Annotated in this window: 25 protein-coding genes, 1 tRNA gene and 1 riboswitch; of the genes, 11 read left to right on the top strand and 15 right to left on the bottom strand. The window is 69.1% G+C overall.

The annotated features are described in order from the left end of the window. The first annotated feature begins 56 nt into the window (after positions 1 to 56). Both HLB44_RS28290 and HLB44_RS28285 read left to right on the top strand, forming a co-directional pair. The gene (locus HLB44_RS28290) at positions 57 to 833 is read left to right on the top strand and encodes a ZIP family metal transporter (protein WP_173130960.1); all 777 of its coding nucleotides are present in this window, start codon (positions 57 to 59) and stop codon (positions 831 to 833) included. A gap of 46 nt (positions 834 to 879) precedes the next feature. Next, a complete protein-coding gene (locus tag HLB44_RS28285; protein WP_173130958.1) occupies positions 880 to 2,028 on the top strand; it encodes an HD-GYP domain-containing protein in 1,149 nt (382 codons plus the stop codon). A 10-nt stretch (positions 2,029 to 2,038) separates the two neighbouring features. Here the strand turns inward: HLB44_RS28285 and HLB44_RS28280 are convergent, their stop codons facing one another. Together HLB44_RS28280 and HLB44_RS28275 are read right to left on the bottom strand one after the other, a co-directional pair. Continuing rightward, complete coding sequence (locus HLB44_RS28280; protein WP_173130955.1) at positions 2,039 to 2,473, bottom strand: universal stress protein; 435 nt, start codon at positions 2,471 to 2,473, stop codon at positions 2,039 to 2,041. A 106-nt stretch (positions 2,474 to 2,579) separates the two neighbouring features. After that, positions 2,580 to 3,467: a DMT family transporter gene (locus tag HLB44_RS28275; RefSeq protein WP_173130952.1), complete on the bottom strand. Its 888-nt coding sequence runs from the start codon at positions 3,465 to 3,467 to the stop codon at positions 2,580 to 2,582. Positions 3,468 to 3,584: 117 nt separating this feature from the next. Between HLB44_RS28275 and HLB44_RS28270 the strand changes: the two genes are divergently transcribed. Both HLB44_RS28270 and HLB44_RS28265 read left to right on the top strand, forming a co-directional pair. Beyond that, positions 3,585 to 3,661 (top strand) — tRNA-Asp (locus HLB44_RS28270). A gap of 212 nt (positions 3,662 to 3,873) precedes the next feature. Next, positions 3,874 to 4,089: a hypothetical protein gene (locus HLB44_RS28265; RefSeq protein ID WP_173130949.1), complete on the top strand. Its 216-nt coding sequence runs from the start codon at positions 3,874 to 3,876 to the stop codon at positions 4,087 to 4,089. Positions 4,090 to 4,114: 25 nt separating this feature from the next. Here HLB44_RS28265 and HLB44_RS28260 read toward each other — a convergent pair whose 3' ends face one another. The 9 genes from HLB44_RS28260 to HLB44_RS28220 all read right to left on the bottom strand — a co-directional run bounded on the left by HLB44_RS28260 (position 4,115) and on the right by HLB44_RS28220 (position 12,278). Then, entirely contained in the window at positions 4,115 to 5,578 is a 1,464-nt protein-coding gene (locus HLB44_RS28260) for a type IV pilus modification PilV family protein (protein WP_173130946.1), read from the bottom strand. 1 nt (position 5,579) lies between these two features. After that, entirely contained in the window at positions 5,580 to 6,935 is a 1,356-nt protein-coding gene (locus tag HLB44_RS28255; RefSeq protein ID WP_173130943.1) for a PilX N-terminal domain-containing pilus assembly protein, read from the bottom strand. Beyond that, positions 6,932 to 7,636 carry a PilW family protein gene (locus tag HLB44_RS28250; protein WP_173130940.1) on the bottom strand — a complete coding sequence of 235 codons (705 nt, stop codon included), beginning with the start codon at positions 7,634 to 7,636 and terminating at the stop codon, positions 6,932 to 6,934. Before HLB44_RS28250 ends, HLB44_RS28255 begins: the two co-directional genes overlap by 4 nt. Beyond that, positions 7,627 to 8,199 carry a prepilin-type N-terminal cleavage/methylation domain-containing protein gene (locus HLB44_RS28245; protein ID WP_173130937.1) on the bottom strand — a complete coding sequence of 191 codons (573 nt, stop codon included), beginning with the start codon at positions 8,197 to 8,199 and terminating at the stop codon, positions 7,627 to 7,629. The genes HLB44_RS28250 and HLB44_RS28245 overlap by 10 nt, the downstream gene beginning before the upstream one ends. 2 nt (positions 8,200 to 8,201) lie before the next feature. After that, positions 8,202 to 8,675, bottom strand: a complete 474-nt coding sequence (locus tag HLB44_RS28240; protein ID WP_217283824.1) for a type IV pilin protein — start codon at positions 8,673 to 8,675, stop codon at positions 8,202 to 8,204. Positions 8,676 to 8,778: 103 nt separating this feature from the next. Continuing rightward, positions 8,779 to 9,336 (bottom strand): GspH/FimT family pseudopilin, encoded by a 558-nt coding sequence (locus tag HLB44_RS28235; protein ID WP_173130934.1) that lies wholly within the window; start codon positions 9,334 to 9,336, stop codon positions 8,779 to 8,781. Between the two features lie 105 nt (positions 9,337 to 9,441). Then, positions 9,442 to 9,885 (bottom strand): transcriptional regulator NrdR, encoded by a 444-nt coding sequence (gene nrdR, locus HLB44_RS28230; protein ID WP_173130931.1) that lies wholly within the window; start codon positions 9,883 to 9,885, stop codon positions 9,442 to 9,444. A 44-nt stretch (positions 9,886 to 9,929) separates the two neighbouring features. Then, positions 9,930 to 11,177 carry a serine hydroxymethyltransferase gene (glyA, locus tag HLB44_RS28225; protein WP_173130928.1) on the bottom strand — a complete coding sequence of 416 codons (1,248 nt, stop codon included), beginning with the start codon at positions 11,175 to 11,177 and terminating at the stop codon, positions 9,930 to 9,932. Between the two features lie 62 nt (positions 11,178 to 11,239). After that, positions 11,240 to 11,358, bottom strand: a riboswitch (ZMP/ZTP riboswitch). A 47-nt stretch (positions 11,359 to 11,405) separates the two neighbouring features. Then, entirely contained in the window at positions 11,406 to 12,278 is an 873-nt protein-coding gene (locus HLB44_RS28220) for a lytic transglycosylase domain-containing protein (protein WP_173130925.1), read from the bottom strand. A gap of 248 nt (positions 12,279 to 12,526) precedes the next feature. Here HLB44_RS28220 and HLB44_RS28215 point away from each other — a divergent pair, with 248 nt between their 5' ends. Continuing rightward, on the top strand, positions 12,527 to 14,098 hold the full coding sequence (locus HLB44_RS28215) for a UbiD family decarboxylase domain-containing protein (protein WP_173130922.1): 1,572 nt from the start codon (positions 12,527 to 12,529) through the stop codon (positions 14,096 to 14,098). Positions 14,099 to 14,336: 238 nt separating this feature from the next. Here HLB44_RS28215 and HLB44_RS28210 read toward each other — a convergent pair whose 3' ends face one another. Further along, positions 14,337 to 15,143 carry a YdcF family protein gene (locus HLB44_RS28210; protein WP_173130919.1) on the bottom strand — a complete coding sequence of 269 codons (807 nt, stop codon included), beginning with the start codon at positions 15,141 to 15,143 and terminating at the stop codon, positions 14,337 to 14,339. A 114-nt stretch (positions 15,144 to 15,257) separates the two neighbouring features. On the opposite strand from HLB44_RS28210, the gene msrA reads away from it, so the two are divergent. Further along, positions 15,258 to 15,788, top strand: coding sequence for a peptide-methionine (S)-S-oxide reductase MsrA (msrA, locus tag HLB44_RS28205; RefSeq protein WP_173130916.1), 531 nt, complete (start codon positions 15,258 to 15,260; stop codon positions 15,786 to 15,788). Positions 15,789 to 15,871: 83 nt separating this feature from the next. After that, positions 15,872 to 18,490, top strand: a complete 2,619-nt coding sequence (locus tag HLB44_RS28200) for a hybrid sensor histidine kinase/response regulator (RefSeq protein ID WP_173130912.1) — start codon at positions 15,872 to 15,874, stop codon at positions 18,488 to 18,490. Between the two features lie 10 nt (positions 18,491 to 18,500). Here the strand turns inward: HLB44_RS28200 and pdxH are convergent, their stop codons facing one another. Continuing rightward, positions 18,501 to 19,139, bottom strand: coding sequence for a pyridoxamine 5'-phosphate oxidase (gene pdxH / locus HLB44_RS28195; RefSeq protein WP_173130909.1), 639 nt, complete (start codon positions 19,137 to 19,139; stop codon positions 18,501 to 18,503). Positions 19,140 to 19,262: 123 nt separating this feature from the next. Here pdxH and HLB44_RS28190 point away from each other — a divergent pair, with 123 nt between their 5' ends. Continuing rightward, on the top strand, positions 19,263 to 19,883 hold the full coding sequence (locus HLB44_RS28190; RefSeq protein WP_173130906.1) for a nucleotidyltransferase family protein: 621 nt from the start codon (positions 19,263 to 19,265) through the stop codon (positions 19,881 to 19,883). Here HLB44_RS28190 and HLB44_RS28185 read toward each other — a convergent pair. Next, positions 19,880 to 20,470 (bottom strand): gamma-glutamylcyclotransferase, encoded by a 591-nt coding sequence (locus HLB44_RS28185; protein ID WP_173130903.1) that lies wholly within the window; start codon positions 20,468 to 20,470, stop codon positions 19,880 to 19,882. The genes HLB44_RS28190 and HLB44_RS28185 overlap by 4 nt on opposite strands. A gap of 103 nt (positions 20,471 to 20,573) precedes the next feature. Between HLB44_RS28185 and edd the strand changes: the two genes are divergently transcribed. Both edd and eda read left to right on the top strand, forming a co-directional pair. Further along, positions 20,574 to 22,403, top strand: coding sequence for a phosphogluconate dehydratase (gene edd, locus HLB44_RS28180; RefSeq protein ID WP_173130900.1), 1,830 nt, complete (start codon positions 20,574 to 20,576; stop codon positions 22,401 to 22,403). Positions 22,404 to 22,410: 7 nt separating this feature from the next. Next, entirely contained in the window at positions 22,411 to 23,040 is a 630-nt protein-coding gene (gene eda / locus HLB44_RS28175) for a bifunctional 4-hydroxy-2-oxoglutarate aldolase/2-dehydro-3-deoxy-phosphogluconate aldolase (RefSeq protein WP_173130897.1), read from the top strand. Here eda and HLB44_RS28170 read toward each other — a convergent pair. Continuing rightward, the gene (locus tag HLB44_RS28170) at positions 23,037 to 23,576 is read right to left on the bottom strand and encodes a PaaI family thioesterase (protein ID WP_173130894.1); all 540 of its coding nucleotides are present in this window, start codon (positions 23,574 to 23,576) and stop codon (positions 23,037 to 23,039) included. The genes eda and HLB44_RS28170 overlap by 4 nt on opposite strands. A gap of 51 nt (positions 23,577 to 23,627) precedes the next feature. Here HLB44_RS28170 and HLB44_RS28165 point away from each other — a divergent pair, with 51 nt between their 5' ends. After that, positions 23,628 to 24,095, top strand: a complete 468-nt coding sequence (locus tag HLB44_RS28165) for a MarR family winged helix-turn-helix transcriptional regulator (protein ID WP_173130891.1) — start codon at positions 23,628 to 23,630, stop codon at positions 24,093 to 24,095. Positions 24,096 to 24,097: the final 2 nt, after the last annotated feature.

Genomic DNA, 24,097 nt, shown 5'->3' with positions numbered 1-24,097 from the left:
ACTCCGTTCGCGGCCCCCAAGCGCTCAGTGTCCTTCGGGCGGCCGGGCAGGCACTGATGACCCTTTTCTACATCGTGCTGGCCACGACGGTCGGCGGCCTGCTGTCGGTGCTGATCGCGGCCTCGGTGACGCAGGTGCTGCTGGGCGTGCTGGTGCGCCAGCTCGTCAGCCTGTCAGTCGGCGTGCTGCTGGGCACGGCGCTGCTGCACGTGCTGCCCGAGGCTTTCGAGAGCCAGATCGAGCCGCAGCGCCTGTTCATCACGCTGCTCGGCGGCCTGCTGTTCTTCTTCCTGCTCGAAAAGGCCGAGCTGTACCGGCATGGCCACCACCATGAAGGCGACGGCCACCATCACCACCATCACTTCGACGCCGAACAGGCCGGCCGCGGCGGCTGGAGCGTGCTGCTCGGCGACAGCATCCACAACTTCTGCGACGGCATCATCATTGCCGCCGCTTTCCTGGCCGACCCGAAGCTCGGCCTGGTGACCTCGGTGGCGATCATCGCGCACGAGATTCCGCAGGAGGTCGGCGACTACATCGTGCTGCTGAACGCCGGCTTCAGCCGCGCGAAGGCGCTGCTGTACAACGCGCTGTCGGGGCTGGCGGCGGTGGTCGGCGGCGTGCTCGGCTATTTCGTCGTCGGCGCCTGGGAACCGCTGTTCCCCTACCTGCTGGTGGTCGCCAGCTCGAGCTTCATCTATGTCGCCGTGGCGGATCTGCTGCCGCAGCTGCAGCGCCGCTTGCCCTTGCGCGGCACCGCGGCGCAGCTCGGGCTGATCGGCCTCGGCCTGGTGCTGGTCTGGTTCGCACGCAGTTTGTTGCACAGTCACTGAGGCCCAAGCCTCAAGGCTGCGGCCGCGCGGGCCGAAGAACGAGGGCATGAAGCTGCTGCCGTTGGCCGAACTGCGGGCCCGTCTGGCCCCCGGTCGACCCTTGCCCTGGGGCGTGCGTGACGAGCGCGGCCACCTGCTGCTCGGCAAGGGGCACCTGGTCGACAGCGAGGCGATGCTGGAGGCGCTGCTCGCGCGCGGCGTGTTCGTCGAGGCCGGCGAGGCCGCGGCAGCGCAGCCCGACGCGGCGCCCGCCGCCGCAGCGCCCTCGGACATCGCGACCGGCACGCCCTTCGAGCGCTGGGACAAGCTCTGCAGCAACCTGGCCACGGTGCTCGCAAACCCGCTCGAAAAGCTCTTCCTGCAGCGCGTGCGCGAAGCCGCGCTGCACGTGCACGCGCTGTCCGAGATCAACACCGACCTGCTGCTGTACCTGATCCTGCGCCAGGACCACGGCCGCTTCGAGACCTACGGCATCACGCATGCGCTGCACGTCGCCTGCGTCTGCAACCTGCTGGCCCAGCGGCTGGGCTGGGATCGCAACGACCAGCAGCGGGTGATCGGCGCGGCGCTGACGATGAACCTCGCGATGATCGATCTGCAGGGCGTGCTGGCGCGGCAGCCATCGCCGCCGACGAAGCGCCAGCGCGAGCTGATCCACGAGCATCCGACGCAGGCCGTGCGCCTGCTGCGCGCCGCGGGCCTGGACGACGAACCGTGGTTGGCCGCTGTCGAGGACCATCACGAGCGGCGCGGCGGCGGCGGTTATCCGCGCAACCGGGCCGAGCCGGGAACGATGGCGCAGCTGCTGCGGCTGACCGATCAGTTCACCGCCAAGCACAGCGCCCGCGCGACGCGGTCGGCGCTGCCGGCGCAGCTGGCCGCGCGCCAGCTCTTCATCGAGAATCCGGGCGATCCGCTGGCCGCGCTGCTGATCAAGGAATTCGGCATCTACCCGCCGGGCTGCCTGGTGCGGCTGACCTCGGGCGAGCTCGGCATCGTCGTGCGCCGCGGCCGCAGCGCGAATGCCCCATGGGTGGCGACGCTGACGACATCGCAGGGCCGGGCGGTCGCCGCGCCGGCGCTGCGCGATACCGCGCGCAGCGAGTACGCCATCACCAGCAGCGTGCCGGAGCCGGCCTCACGCCCGCGGCTGGCCCCGCAGGCCTTCTACCCCGAGGCAGCCGTCGCCGCCTGAGCCGGGCAACTCACTTGACGACCAGCACCGGCAGGTGGCTGTGCGTCAGCACCCGGTTTGTCTCGCTGCCCAGCAGCATTGCAGCCACGCCGCGGCGGCCGTGCGAGGCCATCACGATCAGGTCGCAGCCGAGCTGCTTGGCCTGGTCGAGGATCGCTTCCCACGGGTGCAGCGCTTCGACAGTGTAGGCCTCGCAGGCCAGTCCGGCCGCCTGGGCCGCATCGACCACCGCCTTGACGCGGGAAGCCGCGATGCGCTCCTGCGCGTCGTAGAACTCCTGCGGCGGCACCGGCTGCATCTCGGATATCGCGCTGTACGGGAAGGGCTCCTTGACGCTGACGGTCGCCACCGTCGCGCCGAGGGCTTTGGCCAGGGTCAGCGCCGTTTCCACCGCGTGGGCGGTGATGTCGGAGCCGTCGGTCGGAACGAGGATGCGCTTGTACATGGTCAACCTCCTTGCGGGACTGGTCGAGCCTCAAGCAAATGTGGCTCTGCCACTTTGCTTGACCCCCCTCGGGGGGCCTGACGCGAAGCGGCAGGTTTGGGGGTGCTCATGACTCGCTCGTCGGTGTATTGGACTGCGGTGCGGCCTGGCTGCGCAAGCGGCTCGCGCCGATGCCGGCGGCGACGATCAGCGCCATGCCGAGCAGCGCCATCCAGGTCACCGGGTCGCCGAACAGCCAGACCCCGTAGCCGAAGGAGAAGACGATGCCCAGGTACTGCAGGCTGGCGTTCACCAGCGGCCGGCCGATGGAGTAGGCGCGTGTCATCAGCAACTGCGCCACCGTGGCCAGCAGGCCCGTGGCCAGCAGCAGCAGCACGCCGGTGACGGTGTGCGGGTGCACGCCTTCGAAGGCGGCGGTGACCGCGCCGGCGGCGACGCTGCCGAGCGAGAAGTACAGCACCACGCGCAGCTCCGGCTCGCCGGCGCGGCCGAGCGCAGTCACCTGCAGGTAGGCCATCGCCGCCAGCATCCCGGACAGCAGGCCGGCCATGCCGTGCCAGAGCTGGTTGTGCGCGATCGTCGGCCGCAGGATCAGCGCGACGCCCGCAAAGCCGACCATTACCGACAGCACGAGCCGGCCATCGACCCGCGCCGCACCGAGCAGCACCGCACCGCCGATCAGGAACATCGCCATCCACACCGAGGACATGTAGTTCAGCGTCACCGCGGTCGCCAGCGGCAGGTTGCCGATCGCGTAGAACCACAGCATCAGCGCCGCGACGCCGCTGGCGCTGCGCCAGAAGTGCATCGCCGGCACCGGCGTGCGCAGCGCGACGCCGCGCCAGCGCGACAGCCCGGCGATCATCAGGGCGCCGATCAGCCCGCGGTAGAACACGATCTCGCCGGTGCCGTACTGCGCGGAGGCGAGCTTGACGGCCACGCTCATCGTCGCGAACAGCAGTGTCGCAACGATCATCAACAGGACGGCTTGCATGGCGGGCATTGTCGCCAGCACGCCGCCGCGCAGCCGGTTCGGCGCTTGAATCTGCGCGCTCTGTTGCCGGCCCTCAGAAAGCCATGCTATAGTGCAAGACTTGCTTCAAGCCGCCGCGGAGTGGTAGTTCAGTTGGTTAGAATACCGGCCTGTCACGCCGGGGGTCGCGGGTTCGAGTCCCGTCCACTCCGCCAAAGTCTTCAAGCAGCGCAACGCCACCTTCGAGGTGGCGTTTGTGTTTTCAGCGTGTGAATTGCCACGTCGCGGCCGAGCTGTCGGGCAACTTCCTACACGCGGGGCGGCCAGTCACCGACCTGTTATACAGCGGCAGGCCGAAGGCGCCGGCAAGCGGAATTGCCTAAGCTTTGCACATCCGATTCGCAAAGCACCGCACCCGAGGTCGAACATGCACAGCGCCTGCCACAACGACGCCGCCCGCTACGAACTGCGCTTCGACTCGCTCTTCATCGAAGGGCGCGGCATGTCCTTCCCGTGCGACGCGACCGGTCGTGTCGATCTCGACGCGCTGAGCGATCGCGCGCGCTGCAACTACCTCTATGCCCGCGCCGTCGTCGGCCGCGAGTTCAGCACGCCGGCGGTGCGAATCAGCAGCCTGCACTGAGCGGCCACACGAACGCGCCCTCGAATCAAGGTTGGTGCGGCCGCGTATTGCTGTTGACGAGATCACCGCTGGCCGGTGTCGCCGTCGTGTCCGTGGGGCAGGTCTTGGTTCCTGCAATGACAAGGAAATTCTGATTCACCAGATTGCCGGTGACCTTGCGGCAGTTCAGATCGGCGCCACACGTCGATGACCACTCGGAATAGGTCTTCGGATGATCGACGTTCTCAGTGAAATCCGTCGAGGCCTGCGTGTAGCGGCAGGTGCGGTAGGTACCCGCCGTCGTGCCGATCGACCAGACGGCCTGATTGCGGTCGCTGTAGGCGACCGGTGCCAGGTTGGCTTTGCCGCCCCAGCCCGAAGTCGATGTCGGCTGGATGATGCAAAAGTACTGCACCGAGGTTTGCGGGGCGGCGGCCGGCGAGAACATCGAGGTATCCGCGTTCGTGACGCAAAGATAGCTCGAGACGCCGGGCAGCGGCGATGCCAACTCGACACCGACGGGTAGCGAAGGCCACAGCGGCACTTCCGAGTCCGCCGCGACGAGCGTATGGCTCGCATCGGCCGGGTCGAAAGGCGAGATCGGCATGCTGGCCGTCGTACATCCTGCGGAAACGTCGGCGGCGGTCAGCGAACTGGTCGTCGTCCCGGCCGAAACAGGGCAGATCCGAGCGACGCGCAGCGTCGCATGATCGATCACCCAGGCCACGTCAGCCCCGTCGGCCGGCTTGATGGCGCTGAAGCCATTGGCGAGATCCTTGGTCGCGCCACGCAGGTTGAAACGGATTTCGCCCGAAAGGAGCTGCGCCGATATCGACAACGCGACGCAGTGGGCTGACTTGTCGCCGGTGGTCAACGAGGCGGAGGCGGTCGTCACACCGGTGCAGGTGTGGGTGATCGCACCGGTGGCATTGTTGAAGACCCAGGCGATCGTGCCGGACTCCTTCGGCTTGAACATGCTCGTGCCGTCGCCGAGATCCTTCGCGCCGATCGGGATGGTGGGATGCCGCCCCTCGCGGCGACCCACGACCGACAGCGGCTTCGCCGCCATCACGAGGCCTGAGAGCAACGGGTCGGCACGAGAGATCACGTCGTAGAGCGACACGGTCTGTTCGACGTCGATGCGGTCATTCCACCTGACGATCACGGCAAGCGATTTGTGTTGACCGCTCGGTGACAGCGTCACCGTACGCGCCAGGCGAAACGTGGCGTTCACTCCTGTGAACGTGGTCTCGCCCTGCAAGCTGGCGATGTGGTCGTATTCCGAATCTGCCGCGTCGCCACTGCCGACGGTGCTGAACGCGCGGATGCGTTCGAGTTCGGATTCGGCCAAGCGCGTCGCTTCGGCTCTTTGCTTGGCGATGTCGGCATTGAAGCGCATCGTGCCTTGAACGCCGACGACGGCGAGCATGCCGAACGCCATGATGGCCATCGCGACCAGCGCCTCGACCAACGCGACGCCCCGCGGGCTGGGTCTGCTATGGCGTGCCATCTCAGCGCTTCTCCGTATTCCAACTGCCCGGCACACGGACGAATGATCCATAGAACTGTCGAACTCGTTCCACGATGGCCCTGTCGTACGCCACTGCCGCGTCGCCGGTGCCCGTGTAGTTGCCGCCGACGATCACCGCACCGTTGACGACGCCACCGGCGGAGCTCCAGGTCAAATTGCCGCCTGCGAAGATCACGCCATTGAAGGTGATCGGCTGCGCTACCGTCACGTTGCCCGTGGCCACCAGCATCGTCGGCTGCGAGGCTGAGCCGTAGGCCGCGGCTGCATCGAAGGTCAGGTTGCCATCGACGAAGATGATGCGCGTCGGATTCTGGGTCGCCGCTGTCGTCAGGCTCGCCGCGGCACCGCATCCGCCGCCGCAATCCAGGATGACGGCGGCTGGTTGCTGGCTATAGTTGGCGGCAGGCATGCCGAAGACTTGGCGAAAGAAGTCGGCGGCGGCTACGCTGTTCAGATCGCTGTCGCCGGGTCGTTGCGTCGAGAACGTGCTGCCGGCCGGTCCCACCGCCTGGATGGCAGCCGGATTACCAATGGCACCGCCGGCGCGCAATGCGAGACCGGTCGACGGATCGGCGTTGACCGCTCGCAATGTCGTGCCGAGTGGCTGCGTAATGGTCCCGACGACGGTCATCGCTGCGGTTGGCGAGTTCGGCAGCGCACTCAGCAGACCCAGCGACACCCGGATCGTCGCTGAAGAATCCACGGCCAGCCGCGCCTGCCGGCTCGGATCGGTGCTGTCAATGTCGTTCACATGGCAGGCGCCGAACGCATTCATGTTGGCGCCCGTCACCGTGCCGCTGCGTGCGGAGTTGCAGGCTTGCAAATGAAGGACCGTGACGCCCGGCTTGTCAGGCGCTCCGAAGTTCACCGCGAACACCGGATTCGCGGCATTGGCATGGTCGAGCAGCGCGGGTGGGCCGAGAGGGCATCTGCAGTCCCAGGCACCGGTTCCGGTGGCGGGGTCGGTCGCTGCGCAAGCCGGCTGTGCCTGCTCCGGATCTGTCGGCGAGATGGCCGGCCACTTGTTGGCGAGGTAGGTGCCGTCGAACTGCAGGCTCAGGTAACGCGTGCGGAAGTCGTCGGTGGCCCCGGCGGCCGTGCAATCGGGGCCGATGATGCCGCCATTGAGCATCGCGATCGTCCAATCGACGCCTGCGTCGGCGGCGGCGAGCGCCCGTGCCGACCGATAACTGTTGGCCGAAGTCCGCTGCTCGAAGATCAGGTTGCGATTGGTGTAGGCGGCCACCATTGCCAGAATGAAGAACAGCACCATCACGACCGCCAGGGTCGCGGCACCCCGTTGGCTGCCAGCCATTCGCAAGGCGGAAGCGGTCACAGGCATACCCGGTCGTTGCGAACGCGAACGGTCGCGTCGATGCGGCGCTGCACACTGGGATCGTTGAGGGCCTGGCCGACCATCACGAGCACGATGTTTCGCGTCTCGATGCGTTGGTTGCCGCAGGCATTCGCGCTGGGGCACGGCCCCGGTGCCGGGCAAGTGGGCAGATTCAGTACCGTGACGGCGGGAATCGCCGTGAAGGTGGTGATCCGGACGACGCTGGGGTCGGTCAGTGCCTGAAATTTGCCTTGGCCCAACTGGACCTGAATCGCCTCGCCCTGCAGGCGGAAGCCACGGAAGTCATCGGGGTCCGCGACATTGTTTTCCGAAGCAGTCGTCTCCTGCGAGTACGTGTATTCCAGCTCAGTGCCGGCGTTCAGCACGCCAGCAGGGCTGTAACCGTTCAGGACCGGCACGGCCCCCCCCACGGCTTGCGGGCGGTCAGCGTGGAAGCTGAAGCCGCTGCGGCGAATGTCACGGACGATGATGTCCATGGCCGCGCGCATGTCTTGCTGAATCTGCGTCTCGAGCAGCAGGCGCTTGTTGTCGGATATCTGGTTCGATGCAACCATGGTCGCACCCGCCAGGACGAACAAGCCGACCGCAATGCCGACGAGCAATTCGACGATCGACAAGCCCGAAACGCGATGCGTTCGGCCGGCGCGCGAGCGATGCGGGAAGTGACAGGTCAGGGACACGACTGGAATCCCGGTATGGTTGAACCGCTGGGCTTGCATACCCGCGGATGGTGCAGGGCGGTGGTGGTGATCACGTGCAGCTTGCGCGTACCGCCACCGTCGACAGTGACCACGCGGCTTGTTGCTGCGGCTCCGGTGACCAACGTCAACGTCGCGCCCGTGGCGTAGAGCACCCTTGAAGCCGACGCGTTGATCGAGACGTCTTCACCGGCCGGTAGCACGACGGTCTTGAGCTCCAGGAGCGGTCCCGTACACACGGTCCCGGCCGGGCGCGTGCAATCGCAGCTCGCGCCCCGTGGCGGTGTCCCGCGAAAGACGGTGTAACAGCCATTCGCCGTGTTCTTGAAGTCGACTCCGCCGCCGTCGTTGCCGCTGGTGGCGTCTGATCGAGCAAAGCGCATGTCCGTCGCCAATTCACTTGCGACCGAGCTCACCCGCTGGGCGATCATCCAATCGCGTAGCGACGGTACGCCCAGACCCAGGATGATGACCAGAATCGCTACACCGACGAATACCTCGATCAGTGTGAATCCTCGCAACGGTCGGCGCAGGCGCATGTTCATGGTCATTTCGCCCAACAGGTTTGCCCGCTCGTCGAGTCGTACTTCAGGTTGCCGCCCGCCATCGTCATCCGCATCATCAGGCACTTCGTATCTTTGGCTTGCGAGCCTGGGTTGTTCGCGTTCGCAGTGATGATGTAGCTCGATCCCTCTTCACCTAGTGGCAGGTCTACCGTCACCTTGTAGTGCCCGTCCGGCGAGGCCATGTCGTCCTTAGACGTTGACACGCCGATTCCGGTGTCTTTCGACAAGTCTTTCGTGTAGGCGGAATGGTTCGCCCGCCATCTTTCCTCGGCTTGCTGAACGCGCGTCATGGCGTCGATCGCATCCGCCCGCCGGCCTTTGTGTATCGACTCCTTGAAGCTCGGATAGGCGATCGACGCCAGCACGGCGACGATGGCGATGGTGATCAGGAGCTCGATCAGTGTGAAGCCGCGGTCAACCGGGCCAGGAGAGCGGCAAGGGCGCATCGAATGCATGGGGCGATGGTCGCACCGTGACGGTCCCGGCTGCAGCCGTCCGGCCGCCGCTCATCCGCCGCCGCGGGCCGCTCGTCGCCATCCCCCACGTTTTCAGGGGGTCTCAGCACGCCTTGACGCCGGTCACCGCCCCGCCGGGGGAGCACGACCGGGTGCGGCCCATGATGTTCACGACCTGGTGCAGCGCGCGACCCTCGGTGTCCACGAACCGGAAGGTTGCCGTCGGCGTTACGGTGCCGTGCTCCGGATTGAACGCGATCGACAGTTTGCCGTTGCTCAGGCTGACCGGGCCGCCCTTCGGGTGGTGGACCAATCGCAGCGCCTGGGCGCCGTTCTCACAGATCGCCTCCCCCGCTGCGGTGCAGCGGCAGTCATGCGCATCACCGGTGTGCAGCACGTAGCAGCTGCCGCCGCCTTCAAGCGGCGCCGAGGACAACCGGATCGATGCGTTGCGCGCGACAGCGAGCGAGCGGGCGTAGTGGATGTCGGTTTCCAGCTCGGCGGCGCTCGAAATCAGGGCCTGGCGCTGATGCCAGCTGGTGAGCCCCGGCACGCCGAGGCCGAGCGTCGTGGCGACGATCGACATGGCGCACAGGGTTTCGATGAGCGAGACGCCACGCACGAGCTGGCGGCGGGCGGTACGGTAGTGGCTGAAGGACATGGGACGCTCCGGGTTCGGTATGCGTCCACTGTAGAAATCGGCGCTGTTTTTCGCGTCGCCCCGAGGTGGGGAACGGTATCCCCCCAAGGGGGGTGGTCGGTCGAATCAGATGTCCCGGATCAGCTGCCGGAAGGCGTCGACGTCCTCGAAGCTGCGGTAGACCGACGCAAAGCGCACGTAGGCGACCTTGTCGATGCGCTTGAGCTCGCGCATCACCAGCTCGCCGATGCGCGAGCTCGGCACTTCGCGCGCGCCGGTGGCCAGCAGCTTGTCCTGGATGCGCTCGAGCGCTGCATCCACCTGCTCGACGCTGACCGGCCGCTTGCGCAGCGCCAGCATCATCGAGCTGCGCGGCTTCGCGGGGTCGTACTCGACCCGCGCACCGTCCTTCTTGACCACCGCCGGCAGCGCGATCTCGGCGCGCTCGTAGGTGGTGAAGCGCTTGTCGCACTTCAGGCAGCGCCGGCGGCGGCGGATCACGTCGCCTTCGTCGGACTCCCGGGTCTCGACGACCTGGGTCTCGTTGTGGGCGCAGTAGGGGCAGCGCATCAGTCAGTGGTCAGCCGCCGCCCCGAATCGCCGCCGCGGCAGCTTCAGCGGTAGACCGGGAAGTCGCGCGTCAGCGCAGCGACCTTCGCGCGGACGGCGGCGATGTTGGCTTCGTCGTGCGGCCGGTCGAGCACGTCGGCGATCAGGTTCGCGGTCGCGCGCGCCTGGTCCTCGCCGAAGCCGCGCGTCGTCATCGCCGGCGAGCCGAGGCGGATGCCGCTGGTCACCATCGGCTTCTGCGGGTCGTTCGGGATCGCGTTCTTGTTGCAGGTGATGTGGGCCTGGCCGAGCACGTTCTCGGCTTCCTTGCCGGTGATGCCCTTGGCGCGCAGGTCGACCAGCATCAGGTGGCTCTCGGTGCGCCCGGAAACGATGCGCAGGCCGCGCTGCACCAGCGTCTCGGCCATCGCGGCGGCGTTCTTCACCACCTGCTGCTGGTACGTCTTGAATTCCGGCGACAGCGCTTCCTTGAAGGCCACCGCCTTGGCGGCGATCACGTGCATCAGCGGACCGCCCTGGATGCCGGGGAAGATGGCGCTGTTGATCTGCTTGGCCACGGCATCCTTCATCAGGATCAGGCCGCCGCGCGGACCGCGCAGCGTCTTGTGGGTGGTCGAGGTCACGACGTCGGCGTGCGGCACCGGATTCGGGTAGACGCCGGCGGCGATCAGGCCGGCGTAGTGCGCCATGTCAACCATGAAATAGGCGCCGATGGCCTTGGCCACCTTCGCGAAGCGCTCGAAATCGATGCGCAGCGAGTAGGCCGAGGCGCCGGCAATGATCAGCTTGGGCTTGTGTTCGTGCGCCAGGCGCTCCATCGCGTCGTAGTCGATGGCTTCCTGGGCATCCAGGCCGTAGCTGACCACCTTGAACCACTTGCCGCTCATGTTCAGCGGCATGCCGTGCGTCAGGTGGCCGCCTTCGGCCAGGCTCATGCCCATGATCGTGTCGCCGGGCTGCAGCAGGCCGAAGAACACCGCCTGGTTGGCCTGCGAGCCGGAATTCGGCTGCACGTTGGCGTTGTCGGCGCCGAACAATGCTTTCAGCCGATCGATGGCCAACTGCTCGACGACGTCGACATGCTCGCAGCCGCCGTAGTAGCGCTTGCCGGGGTAGCCCTCGGCGTACTTGTTGGTGAGCTGCGAGCCCTGGGCCTGCATCACCGCCGGCGAGGCGTAGTTCTCGGAGGCGATCAGCTCGATGTGGTCTTCCTGGCGCTGGTTCTCGGCCAGGATCGTGGTCCACAGCTCGGCATCGACGCTGGCGACGGTGGATTGGGTACGGTCGAACATGGAGGGCAGTCCTCGTCAAAGGTTGGTCCTGCACGGCACCCCCGCTGCTCGGGAGGCGCCGGGCGGGCTGCCCAGGCGAACGGCTACGGAGGCCGGCGGCGTGCTGAGGCCCGCCGGTCGCGCTCCACGGTGGTGATCCACCTCGGGCTCGATTGCCCTATCGCCAGTCGCGCGAGGCTTGCAAGTGTAGCGGAGCAGGGCGGCCGGAGCGCCCCACGGGCCGGGGCGTCAGCGGGCCAGCGCAACCCGCTCGACCGTCGCGGCCGGCTGTGACGGCGCGCCTTCGCTCGTCGACAGAGCCGGCACCACGGCCGGCGTCGTGGAGACCAGGGGCGCATTGACCGCGACCGGCTTGCCCTCGACGACGCGGCGCAGATGGACCTGCTCCGCCAGCACCTTGCCGACATAGCCGCCGTCCTCGGTGAGGTTCGCGGCGCCGACATAGTGGCGCAGCCCGGCTTCCAGCCCGCCGGCGCGGGCGATGCATTCCTTGAGCACCTGCACGCCGACGCGCAGGTTGGTCACCGGGTCGAAGGCGGCGCGCGTGCCGCCGAAGGCTTCGTACTTGTCGTCATGGATGCGGGTCATCACCTGCATCAGGCCCTGGGCGCCGACCGGACTCTGCGCGAACGGGTTGAAGCTCGACTCGACCGCCATCACCGCCAGGATCAGCGTCGGATCCAGGCCCACGCGCTGGCCGACGTGCCAGGCCTCCTGCACCAGGCGGCCGATCGGTTCCGGGGCGACGCGATAGCGCCGCGACAGCCAATGAGCGACCGCCGCCTGCTGGCGCGGCAGCGCCTTCGGGTCGAGCGCGGTGGCGCGGGCAACCGCGTCCGGTTCGCTGAACTCCGGTGCCGTCGGCGACGGGTCACGGGCCTCCTGGCGCGTCTGCAGCCAGTCGAGCGCGCGCTGCTCGATGCTCAAGCGCAGATCAGCGCGTCCACCGGCGAACAGGGTCGCGGCGACGACGCACAAGCCGAGCAGCGCCAACGAGTTGTGGCACACCTCGAGCAGGCCGGTACCGATGTCGCGCACGAAGACGCTGCACGATCGTGCGCAGGTCTCCAAGGCAGCGCGCACGCTGGCGATTGCCGTCATGTCCTTCCTTTCCGCGCCACCGGGTGCCCTGGCCGAGTGGGCCGCGGGGAGGTGACGACGATAATGACCGCTCGCTGAAAGGCCGCCTTCGGCAGTGCCGGGCGGCCTTCGCAGCTTCCGGGGTCCTCTCCCTCCCAACGAGGGAGGACACGGGTGTAAACCCTGAAAAAGATCAGGTTGGCGGGATTCTGGAAGACATCTAATAACCGGTCAAGCATAAGAACTCGACCTCTAATTTCAAAAGTAGCATGAAGTACCGTGATTTGCGGGACTTTTGCGCACAGCTCGAGCGCCTGGGCGAGCTTCGGCGCGTCACCCCCCCTGTTTCGACGTCCCTGGAAATGACGGCGCTGGCCGACCGGGTCCTGCGCGCCGGCGGTCCGGCGCTGTGGTTCGAGCGCCCGCAGGGGTTCGATGTCCCGGTGCTGGCAAATCTGTTCGGCACGCCGCGGCGGGTGGCGCTCGGCATGGGGGCCGAACAGACCAGCGAGCTGCGCGAGATCGGCGCGCTGCTGGCTCGGCTCAAGGAGCCGGAGCCGCCGCAGGGGCTGAAGGACGCCGGCCGCCTGGTGCAGCTGGTCAAGGCGGTCTGGGACATGAAGCCGGCGCGCCGCAGCGACGGACCCTGCCGTGAGGTCGAGCTGCGCGGCGACGACGTCGACCTGGGCCGCTGGCCGATCCAGACCTGCTGGCCCGGCGACGCCGCCCCGCTGATCACCTGGGGCCTGGTCGTGACCCGCGGGCCGCAGCAGGGGGTCGACAAGCCGCGGTTGCGCCAGAACATCGGCATCTACCGCCAGCAGGTAATCGGGCGCCGTGAGGTCATCATGCGCTGGCTCGCGCACCGCGGCGGCGCGCTCGACTTCCGCGACTTCGCCCGGGTGCAGCCCGGCCGCCCGTTCCCGCTGGCCGTGGCGCTGGGGGCCGACCCGGCGACCATCCTCGGCGCGGTGACGCCGGTGCCGGACAGCCTGTCGGAGTACCAGTTCGCCGGCCTGCTGCGTGGCAGCGCGACCGAGTTGGTCGATTGCAGCGTCGGCGAGCCGGGGCGACCGCTGCAGGTGCCGGCCAATGCCGAAATCGCGCTCGAAGGTCACCTGCCGACGGCCGCACCCGGTTTCGAGGGCCGCAGCGAGCACGGCGTGCCGCTGCGCGAGATCGGCGGCTACCTGCATGCGCTCGAAGGGCCCTACGGCGACCACACCGGCTACTACAACGAGCAGGACTGGTTCCCCGTCTTCCGCATCGATCGCCTGACGCACCGGCGCGATCCGGTCTACCACTCGACCTACACCGGCAAGCCGCCCGACGAGCCGGCGGTGCTCGGTGTCGCGCTGAATGAGGTCTTCGTGCCGATCCTGCAGCGCCAGTTTCCTGAGATCGTCGACTTCTACCTGCCGCCTGAAGGCTGCAGCTATCGGCTGGCGGTGATCTCGATCCGCAAGAGTTACCCCGGCCATGCCAAGCGACTGATGTTCGGGCTGTGGAGCTTCCTGCGCCAGTTCATGTACACGAAGTTCATCGTCGTCACCGACGACGACGTGAACATCCGCGACTGGAAGGACGTGATCTGGGCCATCACCACCCGCATGGACCCGGTGCGCGACACGACGCTGGTGGCCGAGACGCCGATCGACTACCTCGACTTCGCGTCACCGGTCAGCGGCCTGGGCGGCAAGATGGGGCTCGACGCGACCAACAAGTGGCCCGGCGAGACGTCGCGCGAGTGGGGCCGCCCGATCAGCATGCCCGACGAGGTGCAGGCGCGCATCGCGCCGCTGTTCGATGCCTTGATGAACCCCGGCGCCAAGAGCGCTTGACGACGATGCGCAAGGGCGTTTGACGATGCGCAACCCGGGTCTGCCCGGGGCTTGAAACGCCGAACGCACTCGACTATTGTTGGGGTGCCTTGAATGAACAAGGCATCAACCGTTGCGCAGTCTCTGCGCTACAGGGGCCCTGGACCACATTCCTCTAGAGCTCCATATGGTGGCTGGTTGCCACCCACCCCTCCGTACCTCAGGGTCCGGGGGGGTTTGACTTTCAGGGCCCTGAACTTCACGCCCCCATCAGCAGGCCGAGGGCCTCGCGAAGCACGTGGCGCACCTGGGCGAAGCCCTCGGCCGAAGGCAGCCAGCGCAGCACCGGCCGGTCATCGGAGAGGGCGCCACCCATCGGCGCCGCGGTGATCTGGACCGCGTGCCGGTTGCGCTGCGCCGCTTCCACGAAGGCGCGTTGCGCACGTCGCATGTGCCAGTCGTGGGTGACCAGCACGACTTCGGTGATGCCGGCACCGGCCAGCATCGACAGACCTGCCGCGGCGTTCTCACGCGTGTCGCGCGAGCCGTTCTCGGTCCAGCGCAGCTTGCGGCCGTAGTCGCGCTCGGCGATGCGGGCGGCGATGTCGGCTTCCGCCGCTCCCTCGGATTGGGCGAGCCCGGTGCCGCCGGAAAACATCAGCGGCGCATCCAGGCGGCGCGCCAGCCAGAGGCCGTAGTGCAGGCGCTGCATCGAGCGCGGCGCGAGGTGGGCCTCGCCATACTCGGGTGCCAGGCGCTCGCGTCCGCCGCCGAGCACGACGACGGCCAGGCGGCGGGCCGCCGCGGGTTTCAGCGCAGCGATGCGCGCTTCCGTCAGGGCCGGCGGCGGATTCAGCAGCCAGCGCTCCAGCGCGCTGCCCAGCACCATCGTGCAGCTGAACCACAGCAGGATCAGCGCCAGGACCAGCAGCAGCCGGCCACCGTGGCGCGCACTGCGGCGCGCGCCGATCAGCACCAGCAGCAGCAAGGGCACCGGCGGCAGCGCGAGTGCCGTCAACAGCGGTTTCACATGCACCCAGCCGAGGGTGGCGAGCAGGCTGTCCAATGGGATCTCCTGCGGAGCGAATCCGCATCGCCCGCGGCGCGCATTGTGAGGGCTGTAAGGCCAGGCGCTGCGGCGCCGACAATGACGGTTGATCACTGACGAAGGACGATGGCGATGGACCTCGAGACGATCACGCTGGGCGGCGGCTGCTTCTGGTGCCTGGAGGCGGTGTACGAGCTGGTCGATGGCGTGACGGCCGTCGAGTCGGGCTACAGCAACGGCCACGTGACGGCCCCGAGCTACGAACAGGTCTGCCAGGGCGACACCGGCCATGCCGAGGTCGTGCGGGTGCAGTTCGATCCGGCGCGCATCACGCTGCGCGAGGTGCTGGAGATCTTCTTCGTGATCCACGACCCGACGACGTTGAACCGCCAGGGCAACGACGTCGGCACGCAATACCGCTCCGGCGTCTACTGGCACACGCCGGCGCAGCAGGCGGTGGTCGACGAGGTGTTGGCCGAAGTGAAACGCTCGCTCGGCGGCCGTGTCGTCACCGAGGTCGCGCCGGAACGCAACTATTCGCGCGCTGAAGGCCACCACCAGCACTACTTCGCGCGCAATCCGGGCCAGGGCTACTGCGCCTTCGTCGTCGCGCCGAAGGTCGAGAAGTTCCGCCGCACCTTCGCGGCCCGCGTCAAGCAGTGAACGGCGTCCCGGTGGCGGGCCGGGCGCTACACTGAGCCGCATCGCGTGCGCCCGCGAGCGCGCTGGACAAAGACGGGTGTTCGATGGAGCAGCTCTGGCGGCAAGCGCCGATGCCGGCCGTGCGCGTGCGCGACGGTGCCGGCGCACCCGGATGGGAACTGAACGACGCAGCCCGGCAGTGGCTCGCCGCCAGCGGGCTTGCGCCAGCCGAGTTCGAGCAGTGGATCGCCGGCCTGCATTCCCCGGGTGATGCCGATCGCCTGTTCGGCCACCCGGTCGCGCAGCGCGTGCGCTGCCGCACCATTGCCCTCGACGACGGCCGCCTGATCTGGCTCGTCCCCGAAGCCGCGCCGCGGGCCGGACCGGAGCACGACCGCGAGCTGATCGAGCGCGCGCTGTACATGTCCGACGTCTCGGTCTGGTGGGTCGACAGCGAGCTGCGCAACATCCATTTCATCCGCCGCGGGGCGCTCGCGCTGGGCAACAGCGGCGATGTGTTCAAGGTGCCGCTGGCCGACCACCGGGGCCAGATGCATCCGGACGATGTCCAGGCGGTGGCGCGTGCGGCGCAGCAGGCGATGTCCAGCGACCGCGTGGCCGATGCGATGGTGCGTTATGCGCTGCCCGAAGGCGGCTTTCGCACACTGTTGACGCGGCGCGTCGCCCAGCGCGACGCCGACGGCCGGCTGCTCGGCCTGCTCGGCATCTCGATCGACCTGAGCGACCTGGCCGCCGAACGTGAACGCAGCCTGCGCCTGTCCGATCGCATGCGGCTGGCGGCCGAGACGATCGGCCTCGGCTTCTGGTCGCGCGCGGTCGGCGACGGCCCGGTCGACTGGGACGACCAGATGTACCGGCTGCACCATCGGCCGCCGAGCGAGGGTCCGCCGTCGCTCGACGAGTGGCTGGAGCGACACGTCCACGCCCTCGACCGCGACTGGATGCGCGAGCGGCAGCAGCAGTCGTACGCGCAGTGGCCGCCGGTCGATGACCTGATGTTTCGCATACCGGTGCCGGGCAGCGACGAAGTGCGCTGGATCCACGCCCGCACGCGGCGGGTCGAGCGCGACGGCCGGCGCGTCTCGTTCGGCGTGCACGTCGACGTCACCGAGCAGGAGATCGCCCGCCTGGCGCTGGCCGGCGAGCGCGAGCGCCTGGGCTTCGTGCTGGAAGCCGCCGGCGTCGGCGTGTGGGAGCGCCGGCTCGATGGTCGGCCGTCGTACTTGAGCGATGTCGGCTACCGGCTGCGCGGCCGCGAGCCGTCGCCGCTGCCGATGGAGGAGGTGATCGCCGAGTCGGCCGATCCGGCCGACTTCGCGGCCGGCGAGGCCGCGCTGCGGCGCGACATCGAGCGCGGCGAAACCTATCGCCACGAGTACCGGGTGCGCTGGCCCGACGGCGAGCTGCGCTGGCTGGCCTCGTTCGGGCGTGCGGTGCGCGATTCGGCCGGTCGTGTGCTCTATGTCGCCGGCATCGACATCGACATCACCGAGCGCCGCAATGCCGAGGCGGTCGCGCGCGAGCGCTTGCGCGCCGAGCAGGCCAGCCGCGCGAAGACGGAGTTCCTCGCCCGCATGAGCCACGAGCTGCGCACGCCGCTGAATGCGGTGCTTGGCTTCGCGACGCTGCTGATGCACGACCGCGACGAGCCGCCGAGCGTGCGCCAGCAGGAGCGGCTCGCGCGCATCGAGACCGCCGGCCGCAAGCTGCTGCTGATGATCGACGAGGTGCTCGACCTGGCCGGCGATGACAGCACCGCCGCGCCGCTGCTGTTCGAGCCGCTGCCGCTCGACGAGCTGGCCGCCGATGCCGTGCAGCGCGCCCAGGCGGCAGCGCGTGAAGCCGGCGTCGAGCTGCGGCTGGCGGCCCGGCCGCTCGAGGGCCTGGTGACGAGTGACCGGCTGCGGCTGTCGCGGGTGATCGATCAGCTGATCGACAACGCGGTGCGTTTCAACTGGCCCGGCGGCATCGTCGAGCTGCGCAGCTGGGCCGAAGAGCGCGCTGACGCGCCCGGCTGGGTGCTGGCCTTGCGCGATACCGGCCGCGGCATGAGCGCCGAACAGCTGAAGGCGGCGTTCGAGCCGTTCCAGCGCCTCGGTGTCGAACAGGAAGCCATCGATGGCCCGGGCATCGGGCTGGCGATCGTGCGGCGCTATGTCGAGCGCCTGCGCGGCCAGATCGACGTCGACAGCCGTCCCGGCCGCGGCAGCGAATTCCGCATCTGGCTGCCGCAGGCGCCGCTGCCGGCGATCGCTGCGCCGCCGCTGCTGCCCGAGTCGCCGAGAGCCGCCGCGCCACGACCGGCGGCGACGCCAGCATTGCGCGTGCTGGCGGTCGAGGACAACCCGGTCAACCTGCTGCTGCTGCGCGAGGTCTTCGGCATGCGGCCCGCACTGGCGGTCGAGCTGTGCGAGGACGGGGGCAGCGCGATCGAGCGCGCCGCGGCGTTCACGCCCGAGGTGGTGCTGCTCGACCTGCAGCTGCCCGACATGACCGGTGTCGAGGTGATGCAGCGGCTGCGCGCCGACCCGCGCCATGCGCGCTGCCGCTACATCGCGCTGTCGGCCAACGCGATGCCGGACGACGTGCAGGCCGCGCGTGATGCCGGCTTCGACGACTACTGGACCAAGCCGATCGATGTGCGGCGGTTCCTGGCGGCGATCGACCAGCTGGTCGTCGGCTTCGCCGCTGCGCCGGGCTGAAACGCCAGCGTCACGGGGCGAGCCGTTCGCGCTGCCAGCGGCCTTCGACCAGCCGATAGCGCAGCCGGTCGTGCAGCCGGCTCTTGCGGCCTTGCCAGAATTCCCAGGCGTCGGGCATCAGCCGGTAGCCGCCCCAGTGCGGCGGCCGCGGCGGCGACAGCGCGAACTGCGCGGCATAACGGGCGGCGTTGGCCACCAGCACCGCGCGCGAGGCGATCACCTGGCTCTGCGGCGAGGCCCAGGCGCCGAGCCGCGAGTCGAGCGGCCGCGTCGCGAAGTAGGCATCGGACTCCTCGGAGCTGACGCGTTCGACCGCACCTTCGATGCGCACGACTCGCTCGAGCTCGACCCAGTGGAACTGCAGCGCGGCGAAACGATGGCCCGCCAATTCGCGGCCCTTGCGGCTGTCGTAGTTGGTGAACCAGACGATGCCGCGCTCGTCGCAGCCCTTGATCAGCACGATGCGGGTCGAGGGTCGGCCGTCGGCGCCGACGGTGGCCAGCGTCATCGCATTCGGCTCGGGCACTGCGGCGTCGATCGCCTGCTGCAGCCAGGTCTGGAACTGGCGCAGGGGTTGTTCAGCGGCCGCGGTCTCGTCGAGCTCGGCACGCTCGTAGCTCTTGCGCAGGTCGGCGAGTCGGCGGTCCATCGCCGCAGTATGCCGTGGGGTCCGGCTTGGGGCCGAACCCCTACGTGGAACGCCTTAAGTGATCCTCCGACTGTCGATCGCTGCCGACCGACCCCATGCTTGCCGTGTCAAATGCAACGCACCATGAAACCGCAACCGGTCATCGTCGTGCTGGCCGCGGGCCGCGGCAGCCGCTTTCGTGGCCGCGACCACAAGCTGGTGCAGTCGCTGGGCAGCCAGAGCGTGCTCGGTCGAACGATCGCGCAGGCGATCACCAGCGGCCTGCCGGTGGTCGTCGTGACGACCGCACCGCTGGCCGGCGAGTCATCGCGCTGGGTCGCGCGCCGCGATGTCATCGTGCTGCCCGAAGTCGGTGCCGGCCCCGCGGGACTGGGGATGGGCTACTCGATCGCCGCCGGCGTCGCGGCCCGGCCCGATGCGCCCGGCTGGCTGGTGCTGCCGGGCGACATGCCGATGGTCACCCCGGCCTCGCTGCAGGCGGTGGCCGCGGCGCTCGATCAGCACCCGGTCGTTTTCGCGCAGCACCGCGGGCGCCGCGGCCATCCGGTCGGCTTCTCGGCCGAGTTGTTCTCCGACCTGGTGCAGCTGAGCGGTGACGAGGGCGCGCGCCGCGTCGTGGCGCGTTATCCGTCGATCGGCCTGGAGCTCGAGGATCCGGGCGTGCTGATCGACGTCGACACCGAAGACGACCTGGCGGCGCTGCGTGCCGCGAGCCCGGCGCCACCTGCGTATCCGCCGGGTTAGGCCAGCCCCTGTCCGCGGGCCAGCGCGACCAGGCGCTCGATCTCGCGGTCGCGCACCTGGCAGTCGCGCAGGGCATGGGCGGTCTGCAGCAGGTAGTCCAGCGTCGTGCCATAGCGGCCCTCGGCGTGGCGCAGGATGTGCAACAGCTGCGCGTCGTCGAGCCGGCCGGTGTAGCTCGGGCTGCGCCGGCTCAGCGTGAAGGCGAGCGCTTGCACCGTGCCGCCCGGCGTCTGGCAGGGCAACCAGCGCGGGTCGTAGACCCCGGTGGGCATCTCGCGCTGCCACAGGCGCACCAGCTCGTCGTCGGCGCGCTCGCGCGGAATGCGGAAGACGCGGCCACGGCACATTCCGCCGGAAACCAGCGCGAAGACCAGGCCCGGCTGCTCCGGCGAGCCGCGGTTGACGCGCGAGCGCATGCGGAAGGCCCGATGCCAGCCGCGCACCAGTGCCGTACGCTGCTCGGCGGCCTCGAACTCCGGGCGCCAGATCAGCGAGGCATAACCGAAGACCCACAGGTCGCCGTGGTCGGGCCAGTCGGCGCGGGTGCGCTCGAGCAGCGCGTTCGGATCGCGGAAAGGGATCAGCATCGGCTAAGGCATGCAGCATGCCAGAAGCCGGGCAATAGCCCGACGGGGTACTCGGGCTGTAACCAAGTTACTTGATTTTCAATCCATCGATTACCATCACGCCATGAAGACCCGCATCGCCGAGATCACCGCGCGCATCCGCGAGCGCAGCGCCGACGGCCGGCGCGCCTATCTGGCCCGCATCGACGCGCTGGCGGCGCGTCCGCCGGGCACCGAGCGCATGGGCTGCGCCAACGTTGCGCATGCCTTCGCGGGCATGCCGGGCGACCAGCGCCTGCGCGTGGTCGCCGAGCGCGCGCCGAACCTCGCGGTCGTCAGTGCCTACAACGACATGCTGTCGGCGCACCAGCCCTACGAGAACTACCCGGCGCTGATCCGCGACGCGGCGCGCCGCCTCGGCGCGACGGTGCAGGTCGCCGGCGGCGTGCCGGCGATGTGCGACGGCGTGACCCAGGGTCTGCCCGGCATGGAGCTGTCGCTGTTCTCGCGCGACACGATCGCGATGGGCACCGCGATCGCGCTGACGCACGATGTGTTCGACGGTGCGCTGCTGCTCGGCATCTGCGACAAGATCGTGCCCGGGCTCTTGATCGGCGCGCTGCACTTCGGCCACCTGCCGTGCGTGTTCGTGCCGGCGGGGCCGATGGCCACCGGCCTGTCGAACAGCGACAAGGCCAAGGTGCGCGAGCTGCATGCGCAGGGCCTGGTCGGCCGCGACAAGCTGATGGAAGCCGAGCAGGCGGCGTACCACGGCGCCGGCACCTGCACCTTCTACGGCACCGCGAACAGCAACCAGATGCTGCTCGAGGCGATGGGCCTGCACGTGCCGGGCGCGGCGTTCGTGCATCCGCATGCGCCGCTGCGCGAGGCCTTGACGCGCGAAGCGGTCGCGACGCTGCTGGGCATCACCAAGCGCCAGCGCTACACGCCGATCGGCCGGCTGGTCGACGAACGGGTGATCGTCAACGCGATGGTCGCGCTGCTGGCCACCGGCGGCTCGACGAACCACCTCATCCACTGGGTCGCGGTCGCCCGTGCCGCGGCGATCCGCATCGACTGGACCGACTTCGCCGAGCTGTCGGCGGAGGTGCCGCTGCTGGCACGCGTCTATCCGAACGGCCAGGCCGACGTGAACCAGTTCCAGGCCGCCGGCGGCACCGGCTTCGTGCTGCGCGAGTTGCTCGATGCCGGCTGCCTGCACGGCGAGGTCGCGACGGTGGCCTCCGGTGGCATCGCGGCTTATGCACAGTCGCCGGTGTTGGCCGAGGCCGAGGCCGAGCCGGTGCAGGTGCGCTGGCAGCCGGCACCGGTGGAGTCGCTGGATACGGCGATCGTGCGGCCGGCCGCGCAGCCGTTCTCGCCGTCGGGCGGCCTGAAGCTGTTGACCGGCAACCTCGGCCGCGCGGTGATCAAGGTCTCCGCGGTGCCCGAGGACCGCCATGTGGTCGAGGCGCCGGCGCTGGTCTTCGACAGCCAGGAGGCGCTGCTGAAGGCCTTCGCCGCCGGGCAGCTCGAACGTGACTTCATCGCCGTCGTGCGCTTCCAGGGGCCGCGCGCGAACGGCATGCCCGAGCTGCACAAGCTGACGCCGCCGCTGGCGGTGCTGCAGGGCAAGGGTTTCAAGGTCGCGCTGGTCACCGATGGCCGCATGAGCGGCGCGTCGGGCAAGGTGCCGGCGGCGATCCATGTCTCGCCCGAGGCGCTGGCGGGCGGTGCGCTCGCCAAGGTGCGCGACGGCGACCGCATCCGGCTCGATGCCGTCAACGGCCAGCTCGACGTGCTGATCGACGACGCGGCGTGGGCGGCCCGGCCGGTGCATGCACTCGATCCGGCGCAGGCTGAGGGTAACGCCCACGGCCTCGGCCGCGATTTGTTCGGCGGCATGCGCCGCCATGTTTCGAGCGCCGAGCAAGGCGCCATCACCTGGTTGTGAGGAACGAATGATCGATCCGCTGAGCCTGGCCGACCACGGCCCCGTGATTCCGGTGATCGTGCTGCAGCGCGTCGCCGATGCCGTGCCGCTGGCCGAGGCGCTGCTCGCCGGCGGCGTCAAGGTGCTCGAGGTGACGCTGCGCAGCGCGGTGGCGCTCGAATGCATCGAGGCGATCGCCAAGGCGGTGCCCGAGGCGCTGGTCGGCGCCGGCACGATCCGCACGGCCGCCGATGCGCGCGCGGCGCGCGACGCCGGCAGCCGCTTCGCCGTCAGCCCCGGCTACACCCGCGAGGTCGGCGCCGCCTGCCGCGAGCTCGGCCTGCCGCTGCTGCCCGGCGTCGCCACCGCCAGCGAGGTGATGACGGCGCACGGCGACGGCCATGGCTTCCTGAAGTTCTTCCCGGCCCAGCAGGCCGGCGGCGTCGGCATGCTGAAGGCTTTCGCCGGCCCGTTCCCCGATGTCGCGTTCTGCCCCACCGGCGGCATCACGCTGGAGACGGCGCCGCAGTTCCTCGCGCTGCCGAACGTCAAGGTCTGCGGCGGCTCGTGGCTGACGCCGGCCGATGCCGTCGAGCAGGGCGACTGGGCGCGCATCACGCGGCTGGCGCGCGAGGCCGGCGCGCTGCGCCGCGCCTAACGCGCGATCGGCGCGTCGAAGATCAGGCAGGTCGTTGTCGCGTGGGCGTAGAGCGTGCCGTCGGGGCCGATCAGGCGACCCTCGGACGTGCCGACGCGCGCGCCGACGCTGATCACGTCGCCGAGCGCGCGCACCAGCGGCACCTTGTCGGTCAGCGCCTTGACGTAGTTCACCTTCAGCTCGAGCGTGGTGTAGGCCTTGCCTGGCGCCAGCGTCGAGTGCACCGCGCAGGCGACGGCCGAATCGAGCAGCGTTGCGATCCAGCCGCCGTGCACCGTGCCGAGCGGGTTGTAGTGTGCCGCCTGCGGCCGGCCCTGGAAGGCGGCGTGGCCCGGCCGCACCTCGACCAGCAGGAAGCCCAGGGCCTGGGCGATCGGCGCCGGCGGCAGCTCGCCCGCGAACATCGATTCGAAGAACTGCAGGCCGGATTTGTCGACGATCTGGTCCGGCCGGCTGATGCCCGGCTCGCGCAGGCGCGCGCGCAGCTCGGCTTCGCGGGCCTGCCAGGCGGCCAGGGTCTGTTGCGGACTCTCCATCGCGACACTCCTGTAAGTTGTAGCTGCAACCATTGTATATACAATCAATGAATGAGCCGTTCATCGTCCTCCGCGCTGTCCCACGGGCCGCGTGGCTGCACCAACCTGAAGCTGCGTCAGCTGAGCCGCGCGGTGACGCGCCACTACGACGCCTACGTCGCGCAGACGGGGCTGAAGAACACGCAGTACTCGCTGCTGTCGCACGTCGTGCTGCTGGGGCCGATCAAGCCTTCGGCGCTGGCGGCGCGCATGCGGCTCGATGCGTCGACGCTGACGCGCAACCTGCAGCCATTGATCACGCTCGGCTGGCTCGAGCAGGGGCCGGGCGCGGATGCGCGCAGCCGGCTGGTGTCGGCGACCCCGGCCGGACGCGCCAAGCGGGCCGAGGGCCAGCGGGCCTGGAAGCAGGCGCAGCTGGCGCTGAACGAGCGGCTCGGCGTCGAGCAGGTGATCGCGCTGCATGCGCTGCTCGACGACTGCCTGGCGCGGCTGGATGCGCTGGCGGAGGAAGAAGCCTGATC

The organism is Pseudaquabacterium terrae, from assembly GCF_013266755.1.
Taxonomy (GTDB): domain Bacteria; phylum Pseudomonadota; class Gammaproteobacteria; order Burkholderiales; family Burkholderiaceae_C; genus Pseudaquabacterium; species Pseudaquabacterium terrae.
The sequence above is the reverse complement of the archived record's forward strand: the minus strand, read 5'-3'. Positions and strand labels throughout refer to the sequence as shown.

What these genes read in the sequence shown, in the direction of transcription:
- HLB44_RS28290 (WP_173130960.1), top strand. Translation starts at nt 57, where the DNA reads ATGACCCTTTTCTACATCGTGCTGGCCACGACGGTCGGCGGCCTGCTG.
- HLB44_RS28285 (WP_173130958.1), top strand. Translation starts at nt 880, where the DNA reads ATGAAGCTGCTGCCGTTGGCCGAACTGCGGGCCCGTCTGGCCCCCGGT.
- HLB44_RS28280 (WP_173130955.1), bottom strand. Translation starts at nt 2,473, where the DNA reads ATGTACAAGCGCATCCTCGTTCCGACCGACGGCTCCGACATCACCGCC.
- HLB44_RS28275 (WP_173130952.1), bottom strand. Translation starts at nt 3,467, where the DNA reads ATGCAAGCCGTCCTGTTGATGATCGTTGCGACACTGCTGTTCGCGACG.
- HLB44_RS28265 (WP_173130949.1), top strand. Translation starts at nt 3,874, where the DNA reads ATGCACAGCGCCTGCCACAACGACGCCGCCCGCTACGAACTGCGCTTC.
- HLB44_RS28260 (WP_173130946.1), bottom strand. Translation starts at nt 5,578, where the DNA reads ATGGCACGCCATAGCAGACCCAGCCCGCGGGGCGTCGCGTTGGTCGAG.
- HLB44_RS28245 (WP_173130937.1), bottom strand. Translation starts at nt 8,199, where the DNA reads ATGAACATGCGCCTGCGCCGACCGTTGCGAGGATTCACACTGATCGAG.
- HLB44_RS28240 (WP_217283824.1), bottom strand. Translation starts at nt 8,675, where the DNA reads ATGCATTCGATGCGCCCTTGCCGCTCTCCTGGCCCGGTTGACCGCGGC.
- HLB44_RS28235 (WP_173130934.1), bottom strand. Translation starts at nt 9,336, where the DNA reads ATGTCCTTCAGCCACTACCGTACCGCCCGCCGCCAGCTCGTGCGTGGC.
- nrdR (WP_173130931.1), bottom strand. Translation starts at nt 9,885, where the DNA reads ATGCGCTGCCCCTACTGCGCCCACAACGAGACCCAGGTCGTCGAGACC.
- glyA (WP_173130928.1), bottom strand. Translation starts at nt 11,177, where the DNA reads ATGTTCGACCGTACCCAATCCACCGTCGCCAGCGTCGATGCCGAGCTG.
- HLB44_RS28220 (WP_173130925.1), bottom strand. Translation starts at nt 12,278, where the DNA reads ATGACGGCAATCGCCAGCGTGCGCGCTGCCTTGGAGACCTGCGCACGA.
- HLB44_RS28215 (WP_173130922.1), top strand. Translation starts at nt 12,527, where the DNA reads ATGAAGTACCGTGATTTGCGGGACTTTTGCGCACAGCTCGAGCGCCTG.
- msrA (WP_173130916.1), top strand. Translation starts at nt 15,258, where the DNA reads ATGGACCTCGAGACGATCACGCTGGGCGGCGGCTGCTTCTGGTGCCTG.
- HLB44_RS28200 (WP_173130912.1), top strand. Translation starts at nt 15,872, where the DNA reads ATGGAGCAGCTCTGGCGGCAAGCGCCGATGCCGGCCGTGCGCGTGCGC.
- pdxH (WP_173130909.1), bottom strand. Translation starts at nt 19,139, where the DNA reads ATGGACCGCCGACTCGCCGACCTGCGCAAGAGCTACGAGCGTGCCGAG.
- HLB44_RS28190 (WP_173130906.1), top strand. Translation starts at nt 19,263, where the DNA reads ATGAAACCGCAACCGGTCATCGTCGTGCTGGCCGCGGGCCGCGGCAGC.
- HLB44_RS28185 (WP_173130903.1), bottom strand. Translation starts at nt 20,470, where the DNA reads ATGCTGATCCCTTTCCGCGATCCGAACGCGCTGCTCGAGCGCACCCGC.
- edd (WP_173130900.1), top strand. Translation starts at nt 20,574, where the DNA reads ATGAAGACCCGCATCGCCGAGATCACCGCGCGCATCCGCGAGCGCAGC.
- eda (WP_173130897.1), top strand. Translation starts at nt 22,411, where the DNA reads ATGATCGATCCGCTGAGCCTGGCCGACCACGGCCCCGTGATTCCGGTG.
- HLB44_RS28170 (WP_173130894.1), bottom strand. Translation starts at nt 23,576, where the DNA reads ATGGAGAGTCCGCAACAGACCCTGGCCGCCTGGCAGGCCCGCGAAGCC.
- HLB44_RS28165 (WP_173130891.1), top strand. Translation starts at nt 23,628, where the DNA reads ATGAGCCGTTCATCGTCCTCCGCGCTGTCCCACGGGCCGCGTGGCTGC.